Raw genomic sequence first — 12,946 nt, forward strand, 5'->3', positions numbered from 1 at the left:
ATGACTGCCGAAGTTGTCCTGTGTGAGTGCTTTGCCCGCGACGGGCTGCAGCATGAACCCGATTTTGTGCCGACCGAAACCAAGGTTGCGCTGGTCGACCGATTTGCGGCGATTGGCTTTCCACGGGTGGAAGCCACGTCGTACTCGAATCCGAAAGTGGTTCCGCAGTTCGCCGATGCCACCGAGTTGCTGCGCGCGCTGCCACGGCGCGATGGCGTCAAGTACAAGGCGACCTGCGCCAACGGCCACGCGGTGCAGCGCGCGCTGGCAGACCTGGAAGCAGGTATCGGCGCCAACGAAGTGAGCCTGCTGGTGTCCGCCTCATCGTCGCATTCGGAACGAAATCTCAAGCGCAGCCGCGAGGATCAATGGCAGAACATCGGCGTCATGGCCGATGCGGCGCGCGGGCATTTTCGCATGGTCGGCACTATCTCGGTCGCATTCGGCTGCCCGTTCGAAGGCCGTGTCGATCCGCAGGAGGTGCTACGCGACGTGGGACGGTTTCGAGATGCGGGCGTCACGCTGGTGACGCTTGGCGATACAACCGGCATGGCAACGCCCGAGACCACGCGGTCCCTGTTCAGGGCCATGCGCCACGATTTTCCGGATGTCACGCCGATTGCGCATTTCCACGACACGCGCGGCACGGGGTTGGTCAACTATGTTGCCGCGCTGGACGCAGGGGTGACGCACTTCGATTGCGCCATAGGCGGTGTGGGCGGTCATCCCGCCAAGGTGCAATACGGTGGCGGACATACCGGCAACGTCTGCACCGAGGACTGGGTTGCATTGCTGGACGCGATGGGCGTGCGAACAGGTATCGATCTGGAAGGCATGCTGGAGGCAGCCCGGCAATGTGAAGCGGTGCTCGGGCGAGCCTTGCACAGCCGGGTGTTGCGCAGCGGCCTGAATCCGCTGCGGGCGTCGCTACGCGCCGCCTGAATTGCCAACCAGCTGGTTAAGGCGCGATAACAGCGAGCGGATCTCGCCGAGATCCAGATCGGCGCCTTCCGTGTGCGTCGACGTGTCGGCCGCCGCCACAGGGGGTTCCGTCTCCTCGATGGGTTCGCCGGCGGCGGCCCGTCGCTCCTGGTCCAGCACTTCACGCGCGCTGGTGGTGAGCATCGCCAGCATTTCCATCAGTTGCTTGCGTTGCTCCGCGTTCAGCGGACTCAGCAACCGCTCGTTACGCGCATTGGCGTCGACGATCACCTTGCGGTAGAGCGCGTCGCCGGTCTTGGTCAGGCTTAGCAGAACCGCCCGGGCGTCGGTGTCACTCCGCTCGCTCACGATCAGTCCGCGCTCGATCAGTCCCGATACCGTGCGGCTGGCGTAACTCTTGTCCAGCGCGGCGCGGCGCGCGAGTTCCTTCAGCGATAGCGGTGCGTGCGCGCCGAGCATGCCGATCGATCGCCATTCCAGCAATGTCAGCCCGAACTTGCGCTGCACGCGCAAAGACGCGCTTGCCGCTGAAAGGCCGGCCAGGTTGTGCAGTCGTGAGGAAAGCAGATCGGTAATGATCCGCGGCGCGGCACCTGAACTGCGTTTCGTTGCGCTCATCGGCGAGGGTTTCCATTGGTTGAGTCTGTCAACGATTCTAACTGCATTGTCAATTGGAAGCGACAGATTGCACGTGTAGATAGTTGACGATGTCCATCATGTAATTTACATTCGAAACCAATTTAAAAAGACGTTCCACAACAGAGGAGGAGATGAGAGATGCAGGACAAGGGAGGACTGACCACGGTCAGTACACAAAGGCGAGCCAGCGCCGTGAAGAAGGTTTCCGTGCTTGGCGCCATGCTGACGATTGCAGGCACGGCGCATGCGCAGACGTCCGTCACGCTGTACGGACTGATCGATACCGCCATCGCATATCAATCCCATCAGGTCGCCGCGACGAATGCAGCGGGACGAGCCACCAGCAGTGGTGGCGCGGTGGGTATCGTGCCGGGCTTCTTCAATGGCTCGCGCTGGGGGATTCTGGGCAGCGAGGATCTGGGCGGCGGCACATCGGCGGTGTTCAGGCTTGAGTCGGGATTCAGCCCGGACACCGGCGTATCGCTGCAGGGCGCACGGTTGTTTGGCCGGCAAGCCTGGGTCGGCCTCAATGCGGACTACGGGCAGATCACGCTCGGTCGCCAATACAGCGTGCCGTTCGATATCCTGTTGCCGTTCGACACGATCGGCTGGGGCAATACCGGCGCGAGCGACGTCTGGGTGCAGCTGCTGGAAGGGTCGCGGCTCGACAATTCGGTCAAGTATCAGCAGAACGTTGGGCCGCTGAAGTTCGAGGCCGCGTACTCGCTTGGCGAATTTGCGGGCGCCGCGTCGGCCGGCTCGACGTATGCGGCGGGCGTGGGCTATACCAGCGGACCGCTCGGGTTGGGCATCGTAGGCCAGCAGGCCAGAGACCCGGCCAGGAACAAGCAAACGAACGCCGGTGTGGGCGCGTCCTATGCGATTGGCTCCGTGACACTGCACGGCTACTACCTCTTCACGCGACGCGACGCGGCTTTTGCGCCATCGACCAGCCAGGACTTCGCACCGACCTACGGCACCAACGCGCAGTTCTATGCCAATCCCGGCATTACGAACATCGGCGCCGGTACCGCGGCAAGAACGGACCACGTCTTCCAGTTCGGTGCCACGTACCAGGTCACGCAAGCGTTCGTAGTGAAGGCGGCGGCGATCTATGATGCCGTCGATAACGTCAATGCCGCTGGCGACAACGGCCACAAGCTGTCTGCCTTCCTGATAGGCGACTATTTCTTTTCGAAGCGGACCGACACGTACATCGCGGGAACCTACAACAAGGTCAGCGCAAGCATGAACGGCCCATACGCCGGGCATGACAACAGTGTTGGCGTGTTCCTCGGCATGCGACATCGCTTCTGAGCGTTGACGCACTGAGTCAGGCATGAAATGCGGCGCTTCTGGTTGGGCGCCGCATTTTCATTGCGATGTCATGGCGGCAAGAAGATTCCCTCGGCCGTGAGATCCGCTCGCATCACAATGGCCCGTAGCGTCCGGCTACATCGGGTTGGGCGGCAACACGCTCAAGCCCGAAGCACCGCTCGATGTCGTTCTGCGCTGACTTCTGAGAACGCCGTTTTCATCGAACTCGAACAGGACGGTGGACGACCGAATCTCGCCTCCGGAAAACAGCGGGCCGATAAACGGGATAAAACTCTCAGGGTGAGGTCTGGACGTCGCGAAGGAATAGATCAGGATGGTGGAGCCGTTCCTTAACGTTACCTGGGAAGTTGGCGTTCCAAGCTGGGTGGTGACGTCATCGGCTGTAGAAAAGCCGGGCAGGAAGTTCGACAATTGCTCCGGCTTCACGTCTACGCCGGTCGATACGCAGGCAGCCAACAGGACGCAAAGCCCGGTCAGTGCGTGAACACGCTTCATGTCGTCAGTGCCGTACTTTCGGTGGTGGTGCGGACAGGAACCGCACCCCGTTCGTAAAGAATATATCCGCCGCAAGCAGTTGAATGGGCGGCTGAATGTTTTCCACGGCCAGCCAGTACGGCAAGGCCAGTTTGCGGCACTTGGTGCGCGAGGTTTCGTCTCGGAACCCGCGCGACGCTAGAACGCGACGGTCATGGCGGCAATCACCACCTGCTCATGGGACTTGGGATTGAACCAATAGACGCTGCCGGTGATCTTGCCGAATGTGAGCTGCAGCAAGCCGCCGCGTTGAAAGTCACGATCTCCGCCATAGACCCGGGTGCGTTGCGCAACAAAGCCAAAGCGAAGCCACGGAACCGGCCGGAAGCCCAGCTCGCTCCAGGCATAGGTATAGGGTGTGGTGGAGCCGGTTCCGGGCAGATACTCCGCTTCGATGTAGTAGTCGAACTTGCCCACCGCTAGGCTGGCCTCCGCGCCCGCGATTGGCCCGTGGGCGCTGCCGGCCACGAAGCCGACAATCGGCGTGACCTTGTACTGGATTTTCTCGCCGCCGGAGAACGACCATCCGATAAAGCCCGACTGCGCGTGCCGCGCCTCGTAGTTGACGCGCGCTTCCAGATGAAGCTTGTCATGATCGGCGATAAAAATGCCCGACCCGTAGTTGCCCTCCTGTCGCGGCATGTTCCAGAACCCCGTCGCCAGAAAGGTCCACGCAGGCGGCGGAGCGCCACCAGCGTCCGGCTGGACGACGGCCACTTCCTGGGCAAGGACGCAGCTCGAAGCCAGCCAGAACCCGACGGCGGCCAGGGGCGCGCGCATTTCATCCTCCCAAAGCGATGACCGCCGCGGTCACGGCCACGCCGAGCACCATCATGCCAAGGCCGGCCCGCCACGGGCTGATCCCGCCGTAGTGCCCCAGCGCCGCACCGCCGGCGAAGAGCATGGCCAGCGTCAGAACCCTGGACACGACAAGGGCGGTTGCTACGTCGTGCAACAGGACGAATGGCAGCGCAACGGGAAAGGTCGACAGCACGACGATGCAGAAGATGCGTATCGCGGCAAGCAGGTCCGGAAGATTCAGGGAAGGGCGCTCCGAAACCGTGGCCCCGGCAACGAGCCGCGCCCGTATGGGTTCCAGATCCTCGTTGGCGATGTGTGGATTCATGGCGGGCGGCAGCGCGTCGCGGATCGCCGCAATGCCGGCGGTTGGACTGCCGTGCTTCACCGTCACGGCTAGCTTCTGAAGCATGCCGCGCCCCGCCAGCGTCCGCACCAGATACATGATCGCGTCGACGAGTCCCCAGGCCAGGTTGCAGCCAATGGCGGCACGCAGCATGGTCTGTGCCGCGTCAGGTCCGGCGGTGGTGGAGGAGACCGTGCCAACGAACGTCAGCGCCATGTACAGCCCGAAACACATCTCGGACACGCGGTCGACGACATCCAGAACCGGCGCGCGATCCCTGGCACTTTCGCTTTGCGGCGGATTCAAAGTCGGCATGCTGGTGCCTCCCAAAATCTGGCGTTCGCGCGTTGCTGCTTCGGTATTAACTCCGCACACGGTAGGCCGATCGACGCAGTCCTTCCATTGGACCAAGGTCCTACAAACTCTTCTCCGTTGCCATTCCGATTTTCCGCATTAATTATCGGCGGCAACGATGCGCGGTATCGGTATAGGTATGGGCACGCCAGACGGCTGCGGATTTCCAATTAATGGAACGAGGCGGCATTGCCTCGATAAGCAAAAAGCTGTCGCACTGGTCGGATTTGCACTATACCGGTGCTGGAGCGATGTCATTGCGGTCTGCAATCATCGCATTTTCAGCGGCCGCTACAACGGCGCAAATCACGAAACGGGAGAGAAAATGGTAAGGGTGAACTTCCTTGTCGCTGCTTTCGCATTATTGACTGCCGTCGCCAATAGCGCCGTTTACGCACAGCCCGCGCAAGAAGCGGCGCCAGCGGGAATGCCGGCAGCCGCACCGACTACCACGGATATCAACGAAGTACCGCAGCCGCCAAAGGGAATGACCCCGGCGGAGACAAAGAAGTGGTTTTCCGAACGCTTCAAGGAAGCCGACACCGATCACGACGGCAAGCTGACCCGTGAGGAAGCGCGTGCCGGCATGCCCGAGGTTTACAAGCGCTTCGACCAGATCGATACGCGGAAACGCGGCTATGTGACCGAACGGCAAGTGGGTGCAAGCTGGTCAAAGATGATTAAGGACGATATGCAGAAGAAGAATCCAATCATTAATTAACTGACAGGGCGGAGTCGGGTGGATTCAATGCGGCGTTCCGGTAAAACCGGAACGCCGCATTCGTTGCGATGCCCGATGTGTACGTCGTCGTTGTTCGCGTCGCAATTGCCGAAGATCGCCGCCGCTGTGATCAACCCAATGCCAAATCCGAATGCGATTCCCGTGCGGTAGCCGGAGTAGCCGGCGTATAACGCCGGCGGCCTTGGGGGTGTCGGATGCGCGTTACGCTAGGCATTGCGCGGCGCGCGGGTCCTTGGTGGCCAGCCGCGCCAGAAGGTGGTCGACTTCCTTCCTGGCTCGCTCGGACATTGCCGCGGCGGGCTTGCGCTGGGCGGCGGAACTCAGGATGCCGCGCCGCATCAGCACGTACTTGCGCACGGCCAGGCCGGCGCCGGGCTGTTGCTCGTAGCGAAGCAAGGGCAGGTGCGCATCGAACAGATCATGGGCTTCTTCGCGCCGCCCCTCGGCCGAGAGTCTGACAACGTCGCACAGCATGTCCGGGAAGCAATATCCGGTGTTGGCGCCATCGGCACCGCGTTCGAGTTCGTAGTCCAGGAACAGGCCGTTGTTGCCGCACAGGATGGAGATATGGCGCATCGATCCATCGGATTCGAATGCGCGCAGCGTCGATATCTTTTCCAGACCCGGCCAGTCCTCATGCTTGAGCATGACGCACGACGGCAGCTCCTGAACGATGCGGCGGATCACGCCAGGCGTCATCTGTACGGAGAAGGTCAAGGGGTAATCCTGCAGGACGAATGGCACATCGGCGCCAATGGCCTCCACGGCTTGCCGGTAGTAGGTCACGATCTGGTCGTCGGTGCGCAGCGTGTTGGGCGGTGCAATCATGACGCCGGCCGCGCCCCTATCCATCACGTCTCTCGTCAGGGCCCGCATGGCGGCAAAGCCGGGGGCGGACACGCCCACAACGACCGGCAACCCGGCGGAGCGGGCGATGACGCGGGCCGCGACGTCGAGCGATTCCGTGTGTTCGAGCTTCGCGGCTTCGCCGAGCTGACCGAGCACCGTGACGCCCGTGGATCCACACCCGACGTAGAAGTCCATCATGCGATCGATGGAACTGACATCGATTGAGCCGTCATCCAGGAACGGAGTCGGCGCGATAGGGAATACACCTTTTGCTTCTGCGGTAAGAGCCATTGCATGTTCCTGTTGTCGTTCCGAGGCGAGTGGCGCGACGGAAACCGGTTAGTCGTGCATGAATGAGTCGGTGTTGTAGATCGATTCGCACCACGCGGCGCTGGCGCCCAGCAACCTGGACAGCTTGTTCGCGGCCACAAGCTGGACGCGCGCGATCTCCGATCGATCCGCTGCCTGCAGGCGCGACGCAGGCCCGGAGAGCGTGAGTGCCGCCATGAACTTGTCGCCCGCGCCGAACAGCGGCGTGGCGAATGCCGCCGTATAGACGTCCCGGACGCCAGACGTGAACCACGGCAACGGATCGTCGCGCTTTGCGGATACTTCTTCCTTGCCCCAGTACTTGAGCACGGACCCGATCGCCGTATCGTCGAGTGGGAGGATCGTGCCCGGCAGGCGGGTTTCCCGCAAGCCCTCACTGGGTTCCGCGCGATACAGGCACATCCGCTGCTCGTCGCCGTGGAGCACGTAATAAGACGCGCTTTCCCGCGTTGCGAGCGCGAGCTCCTGCAGGACGGGTTCGATGACCGAGCCGAGCTGGAAAGACTGCTCGTAGAGCTTGCCCAGGTAGAGCACGCGCGGGCCCAGTGCGTATCGGCCGTCGGCGGTGCGTACCACGTAGCTCATTCTCTCCAGCGAATTCAACAACCGGAAGACGGTTGTCTTGTGCATTCCCGACGCCGACGACAAGTGCGCGAGCGAGAGGATTTCCGATCCAAGCCGGAAGCAATCCAGCAGGCTCAATGCCTTTTCGACCGCGGCAACCCCGTGGTTACTCATCTTTGATTCCCGACGATATTTTCTGCGATTGTACGATGTACAACGCTATTTTGTATCGTACACGGGTAAACGACAGGTGGAGCTACGCCGTCTAGCGACTATAGTTGTCTCAAATTTACGAAACGACGTTGTACAGAGTACAACGCTAGGAACGGAGACAAGTAATGCGCGCAGTTCGATCCCGAGGTCTTCTTTTCGCGGCGATGGCAATGGCCGCGATGTCAGCCCAGGCGGCGTGGCCTGAAGACCGGCCCATCGAGGTGTATGTCGGATTTGCCGCCGGCGGGGGCACTGACCTGCTGGCGCGGGCAATGGCGCCTTTTCTGCAGAAGCACCTTGGCGGCAAGGCACGCATTGTCGTGGTGAACAAGCCCGGTGCATCTGGCGAGATTGCATATGTGTCCCTGTCGCGGGCGGCACCGGATGGCTACACGATCGGCATTATCTCGACGCCGTCATTCCTGACGATTCCGATCCAGCGAACGCCCAAATACAACCCGGCCGCCATCGTTCCGCTGGCGCGCGTGATCGACGATCCGACCATGTTCGTGGTGGCCGGCGACAGCAAGCTCGCGTCGATGGCCGATCTGGTGAAGCAGCTCAAGGGCAACCCCGAAGGGCTGGCGATGGGCAGCAATGGCATCGGCACGAACGGGCACATGGCGGCGCTGGCGCTGCAGCAGGCCACCGGCGCGAAGGTCAATCACATTCCGTTTGCCGGCACGTCGCAGACCAAGACCAGCCTGCTGGGCCACCACATCGACGTGATGGCGATGAGCACGACCGAGTACACCGAGGCTGATCGCGCTTCAAAGGACGTGAAGGTGCTGGCGCAACTGGGCAGCGAGCGGCGCCCTGGCGTCGTGGCCGATATCCCGACGGCTCGCGAGCAGAAGCTTGACATCACGATTTCGTCGGAGCGCGGATTCGCCGCGCCACAGGGTTTGCCGCCCGAGATCGCAAGGCGTCTGCAGAGCGCGATCGAAGCCACCACCAAAGACCCTGAATTCCTGAGCCGCGCCGTCAACGAGGCGCGCGGCATCTCCTATCTGTCCGGCGCTGCGTGGACCCAGCACATGGCCGCGCAGCGCGGCAAGTTCGAAAGCCTCTGGAAGATCGCTTCCACGAAGTAGGCCCCCTTTTGTTCGTCCGTGATTTCTGGAGTTGTACATGAGCATCCAAACCAAAGCCTCCCCCGCGATTCGTCGTGAATTCGAGCGGGTATCCCCTGAGCTGGTCGAGCGTGCCTCGAAGTTTCAGGCCGCCATCCTGGCCGATGTAGTGGGCCGTCGCGGCACGCTGAATGCCCGGGTACAGGGACTGTCGCCCGCCATGAAGGTGTGCGGTCCCGCGCTGACCGTGGAGGTGCGCCCCGGCGACAACCTGATGTTCCACGTGGCGCTCGCCATCGCCACACCAGGCGACGTGATCGTCGTCGATGGCAAGGGCGATCAGACAGCGGCCTTGTGCGGCGAGATCATGGCCACGCAGGCACAGGCTTCGGGCGTGGCCGGATTCGTCATCGACGCGGCCGTGCGCGACTCGCACGAGCTGGCCAATGGCCCGTTCCCGGTGTTTTCCGCCGGTACCAATCCGTGCGGCCCGACCAAGGCCATCGGCGGCCTGGTGAACTGGCCCGCATCGGTGGCCGGCGTCGCCGTCAATCCGGGCGACCTGATTGTTGGCGATGCCGATGGCGTCGTTGTCATTCCACGCGAAGACGTGCCGGTAATCCTGGACCTGGCACAAAAGAAGGTGGATGCGGAGGCCAAGCGTATTGCCGCCATCAAGGCAGGCGATCTGCGTCCGGGCTGGCTCGACAAGGAACTGCGTATGGCCGGCGTGCTGGCGGAAGGCGAATCGCTGTGACCGAGGCCAAGAAACCCGTTCTGCTGGTCACGGGAAGCGACCTCGCGCCGCAGGCGCTGGAACTGCTGCATGCTTTCGACGTGTGCTACGCAGGCAAGCAGTGCAGCGAAGAGACGGTGCTGGCACTGGCCAGGGAGAAGGACCCCGTTGCGATGATCGTGCGCTACGGCAAGATCGGCGCCAGCATCATGGACGCCGCCCCGTCACTGAAGGTGATCTCGAAGCATGGCAGCGGCATCGATGTGATCGACCAGAAGGCGGCGTCCGAGCGTGGTATCACCGTGAAGGCCGCGGTGGGAGCCAACGCAGCCGCCGTGGCCGAGCACGCCTGGGCGCTGATTCTTGCCTGCGCCAAGGCGGTGCCGCATCTCAATGACCGTATGCGTGCGGGCCACTGGGACAAGTCGACGCACAAGACCATCGAACTGAATGGACGCACACTGGGCATCGTGGGGCTGGGCGAGATTGGCCGCCGCGCCGCGGTGACCGGCGTGGCCTTGGGCATGCATGTCTTGGCGTTCGATCCGTATGCAAGGACGGTGCCCGAAGGCGTGACGTTGGTGGACAACCTCCAGCAGCTCTATCGTGAATCCGATGTGGTGTCGCTGCATTGCCCGCTGACGGACGAAAACCGCGGCATGTTGAACCGCGAAACGCTGGCCCAGTTCAAGGATGGCGCGATTCTGATCAACACGGCGCGCGGCGGTCTGATCGACGAGTCGGCGCTGGCGGAGGCGCTGCTGAGCGGCAAGCTATACGCCGCGGGCCTGGACAGCTTTGCGGTCGAGCCGATGACGGCGCCTCATCCGTTCCAGAAGATTCCGAATCTCATCCTGTCGCCCCATATCGGCGGCGTAAGCGATGCCGCGTACGTGAACATGGGCGTAGGTGCCGCACGAAACGTGCTGGCAGTATTGCAAGACATCGCCACAGTGGCATAGACGGGGCCGTCGCGCTCCGTTGCATAAAATCGGACAGCGGCAATGGGTGGCGAACAACCAATCCATTGCCGCTGCCAGGAGACAACAATGATTCATCGTATATTTTTGCCGCTGGTCGCCGTCTCGGCGCTGGCAGGCATGGGCACGCCCGCGCTGGCGGCCTATCCTGACAAGCCGGTACGTATCGTCGTGCCAAATCCTCCGGGCGGCGCCGTGGACGTGGTGACCCGCAAGGTGGCGCAGAAGCTCACGGTGCAGATGGGGCAGAGCTTTGTCGTCGAGAACAAGCCGGGTGCGTCCGGCACCATCGGTACGATGCAGGTGCTCAGCGCTCCGGCAGACGGCTACACACTGCTGGCCAACGACAATTCGTACACCACGCTGCCCTACGTTTTCAGAAAGCTGAACTGGGAGCACCAGACCGCGCTGGTGCCGATTGCGCCGTTTGCGTTCTCGCCCGTGGTCGTCGGCGTCAAGGCCGATTCGCGCTTCAAGGATCTGGGTGCACTCATCGCTTATGCGAAGGCCCATCCGGGCGACGTCACGTTCGGTACCGGCGGCCCTGGCAGTTCGCCCCATTTTGCCGCCGAGGCCTTCCAGCAGGCGGCGGGTATCAAGCTGATGCACGTCCCCTACAAGGGCGCTGGCGAAGCAATGGTGGGGCTGCTGGGCGGCAGCGTCGATTTGCTGGTGGTGTCCACGCCGACCGCGCTGGCGCCGGTCAAGGGCAACCAGATACGCCTGCTGGCCATCAGCGGCAAGAAGCGTGTGGATGTGTTCCCGAACGTGCCAACTTTCGCTGAAGCAGGCTTGCCCACATTCAGCCTGTTCAACTGGTCGGGCCTGGCAGCGCCGAAGGGCACCCCCAGGGAAGTGATCGCCCGACTGCAGGCGGAGGTCCAGAAAGCCCTCCAGGCGCCTGACATGAAGGAATTTCTTGCGCAGATGGGCGCGCAGCCAGGTGACCTGGACAGCCCCGCGTTTGCGCAACTGATCCAGCGGGAAACCGCGCAATGGGCCGCCGTTGCGCAGAAAGCCAATATCGAGAAGCAATGATCCCGATAACCCGCGGAGAGCCATGATGCTGTATTTCCAGCAACCGACCTTGCGCGATGCCACGGTGCTGACCCGGCTTCCCGAGTCGTTTCGCCGGCAGGATCGGGACAACGCCTGGTCACTTGCCAATCGTGGCGGCGCGGTCACCGACTCGTTCCTGGAAGGTCCAGTCTGGTCAGAGGGCCATCTCTGGGTGACCGACATCCCCTATGGCCGCGTGTTTCGCGTGTCGATGCAGGGCGACTGGGAACTCGTGGCCGAGTACGACGGCGAGCCGAACGGCATGAAGCGCATGGCCGGTGGAGACTTTCTGATCACCGACTATCGCAACGGGCTGATGCGGCTTGACGCAAAGACGGGCACAGTGACCCCGTTCCTCGAACGCAGAAACTCGGAGCGCTTTCGTGGTGTCAACGACCTGACCTTCGATTCGGCGGGGAATCTGTATTTCACGGACCAGGGCCAGACCGGCATGCATGACCCCACGGGTCGCGTCTACCGTTTGTCGCCGGCCGGCAAGCTCGACGTTCTGCTGAGCAACGCACCCAGCCCGAATGGCCTGGTGCTGTCGCCCGATGAGAAGGTGCTGTACGTGGCAATGACGCGCGGCAACTGCGTCTGGCGTGTGCCGCTGCAGGCGGATGGATCGGTCAGCAAGGTCGGGCAGTTCTTCACGTCCTATGGACCCAGCGGCCCGGATGGGCTGGCAATGCGTGCCGACGGCTTCCTGCTTGTCGCCAACCCGGGGCTTGGCTATGTCTGGGTGCTCAACCATCGCGCCGAGCCAGTTGAAATCATCCGCACGCCCGTCGGCGCATCGCTGACCAATCTTTGCTTTGGCGGGGCAGACGGAAAGACGCTGCTGATGACCGAGTCCACCACCGGCACCATCCTGTGCGCCGAAATGCCGGAAGCCGGTGCGCCCGTGCACGGGGGACGATAGCGATTCGTCGCCGGCTGATGCCCCCGGGCGATTTCAATCTGGATGTTGGCAGTACATGGCATCATCACGACCTTCTCGAAGGAAACGTGAACATGCTGATCGACTTCTCCAACTTCACGCCCTGGGCCTCCCTTTCAGGCGGCGTCCTGATCGGCCTAGCGGCGACGGTGCTGCTGCTGTTCAACGGCCGGATCGCCGGGATCAGCGGCATTCTGGGCGGCCTGCTCAGTATCCCGCGCAACGACATGGCATGGCGGATTGCCTTTCTTGCCGGCCTGATTGGCGCGCCAGCGCTCACGCTCGCGTTCGGCATGCCCGCGGTTGCGGAGATCGAGGCAGGCTGGCCTGAAGTTCTGATTGCGGGTTTCCTGGTCGGGCTTGGCACACGCTATGCCAGCGGCTGCACGAGCGGCCACGGCGTTTGCGGCATTTCCCGTGGCGCTATCCGTTCCCTGGTGGCGACAGTGACGTTCATGGCCGCCGGATTCCTGACGGTCTTCGTGCAGCGTCATCTGCTTGGAGCGTGA

General features: G+C 62.6%; 15 protein-coding genes. 9 read left to right on the forward strand and 6 right to left on the reverse strand.

All coding sequences use genetic code 11. The features are described 5' to 3' along the window. Complete coding sequence (locus tag AC3FLX_RS06405; protein WP_488694901.1) at nucleotides 1-942, forward strand: hydroxymethylglutaryl-CoA lyase; 942 nt, start codon at nucleotides 1-3, stop codon at nucleotides 940-942. Here AC3FLX_RS06405 and AC3FLX_RS06410 read toward each other — a convergent pair. Further along, nucleotides 928-1,560 carry a MarR family winged helix-turn-helix transcriptional regulator gene (locus tag AC3FLX_RS06410; protein ID WP_488694903.1) on the reverse strand — a complete coding sequence of 211 codons (633 nt, stop codon included), beginning with the start codon at nucleotides 1,558-1,560 and terminating at the stop codon, nucleotides 928-930. The genes AC3FLX_RS06405 and AC3FLX_RS06410 overlap by 15 nt on opposite strands. A 159-nt stretch (nucleotides 1,561-1,719) precedes the next feature. Here AC3FLX_RS06410 and AC3FLX_RS06415 point away from each other — a divergent pair, with 159 nt between their 5' ends. After that, entirely contained in the window at nucleotides 1,720-2,898 is a 1,179-nt protein-coding gene (locus AC3FLX_RS06415) for a porin (protein WP_488694905.1), read from the forward strand. 135 nt (nucleotides 2,899-3,033) lie between these two features. Here AC3FLX_RS06415 and AC3FLX_RS06420 read toward each other — a convergent pair whose 3' ends face one another. The 3 genes from AC3FLX_RS06420 to AC3FLX_RS06430 form a co-directional block, all read right to left on the reverse strand. After that, nucleotides 3,034-3,414 (reverse strand): hypothetical protein, encoded by a 381-nt coding sequence (locus AC3FLX_RS06420; protein ID WP_488694907.1) that lies wholly within the window; start codon nucleotides 3,412-3,414, stop codon nucleotides 3,034-3,036. A 177-nt stretch (nucleotides 3,415-3,591) separates the two neighbouring features. Then, nucleotides 3,592-4,233: a hypothetical protein gene (locus AC3FLX_RS06425; protein WP_488694908.1), complete on the reverse strand. Its 642-nt coding sequence runs from the start codon at nucleotides 4,231-4,233 to the stop codon at nucleotides 3,592-3,594. Between the two features lies 1 nt (nucleotide 4,234). Then, entirely contained in the window at nucleotides 4,235-4,912 is a 678-nt protein-coding gene (locus AC3FLX_RS06430; protein WP_488694910.1) for a hypothetical protein, read from the reverse strand. Between the two features lie 157 nt (nucleotides 4,913-5,069). Here AC3FLX_RS06430 and AC3FLX_RS06435 point away from each other — a divergent pair, with 157 nt between their 5' ends. Beyond that, nucleotides 5,070-5,672: a hypothetical protein gene (locus AC3FLX_RS06435; RefSeq protein WP_488694911.1), complete on the forward strand. Its 603-nt coding sequence runs from the start codon at nucleotides 5,070-5,072 to the stop codon at nucleotides 5,670-5,672. A 222-nt stretch (nucleotides 5,673-5,894) separates the two neighbouring features. On the opposite strand, the gene AC3FLX_RS06440 is transcribed toward AC3FLX_RS06435, so the two are convergent. Both AC3FLX_RS06440 and AC3FLX_RS06445 read right to left on the reverse strand, forming a co-directional pair. Continuing rightward, nucleotides 5,895-6,833, reverse strand: a complete 939-nt coding sequence (locus tag AC3FLX_RS06440; RefSeq protein ID WP_488694913.1) for a dihydrodipicolinate synthase family protein — start codon at nucleotides 6,831-6,833, stop codon at nucleotides 5,895-5,897. Nucleotides 6,834-6,881: 48 nt separating this feature from the next. After that, nucleotides 6,882-7,610, reverse strand: coding sequence for an IclR family transcriptional regulator (locus AC3FLX_RS06445; RefSeq protein ID WP_488694915.1), 729 nt, complete (start codon nucleotides 7,608-7,610; stop codon nucleotides 6,882-6,884). Between the two features lie 209 nt (nucleotides 7,611-7,819). On the opposite strand from AC3FLX_RS06445, the gene AC3FLX_RS06450 reads away from it, so the two are divergent. The 6 genes from AC3FLX_RS06450 (at nucleotide 7,820) to AC3FLX_RS06475 (ending at nucleotide 12,946) form a co-directional block, all read left to right on the forward strand. Next, nucleotides 7,820-8,743, forward strand: coding sequence for a tripartite tricarboxylate transporter substrate binding protein (locus AC3FLX_RS06450; RefSeq protein WP_488694917.1), 924 nt, complete (start codon nucleotides 7,820-7,822; stop codon nucleotides 8,741-8,743). A 37-nt stretch (nucleotides 8,744-8,780) separates the two neighbouring features. Beyond that, nucleotides 8,781-9,479, forward strand: coding sequence for an RraA family protein (locus tag AC3FLX_RS06455; protein ID WP_488694919.1), 699 nt, complete (start codon nucleotides 8,781-8,783; stop codon nucleotides 9,477-9,479). Then, nucleotides 9,476-10,420: a hydroxyacid dehydrogenase gene (locus AC3FLX_RS06460; RefSeq protein ID WP_488694920.1), complete on the forward strand. Its 945-nt coding sequence runs from the start codon at nucleotides 9,476-9,478 to the stop codon at nucleotides 10,418-10,420. The genes AC3FLX_RS06455 and AC3FLX_RS06460 overlap by 4 nt, the downstream gene beginning before the upstream one ends. An 87-nt stretch (nucleotides 10,421-10,507) precedes the next feature. Further along, complete coding sequence (locus AC3FLX_RS06465) at nucleotides 10,508-11,476, forward strand: Bug family tripartite tricarboxylate transporter substrate binding protein (protein ID WP_488694922.1); 969 nt, start codon at nucleotides 10,508-10,510, stop codon at nucleotides 11,474-11,476. 25 nt (nucleotides 11,477-11,501) lie between these two features. Further along, the gene (locus tag AC3FLX_RS06470) at nucleotides 11,502-12,419 is read left to right on the forward strand and encodes an SMP-30/gluconolactonase/LRE family protein (RefSeq protein WP_488695587.1); all 918 of its coding nucleotides are present in this window, start codon (nucleotides 11,502-11,504) and stop codon (nucleotides 12,417-12,419) included. Nucleotides 12,420-12,511: 92 nt separating this feature from the next. Then, on the forward strand, nucleotides 12,512-12,946 hold the full coding sequence (locus AC3FLX_RS06475) for a YeeE/YedE family protein (RefSeq protein ID WP_488694924.1): 435 nt from the start codon (nucleotides 12,512-12,514) through the stop codon (nucleotides 12,944-12,946).

The organism is Cupriavidus sp. 291-E7, from assembly GCF_057798835.1.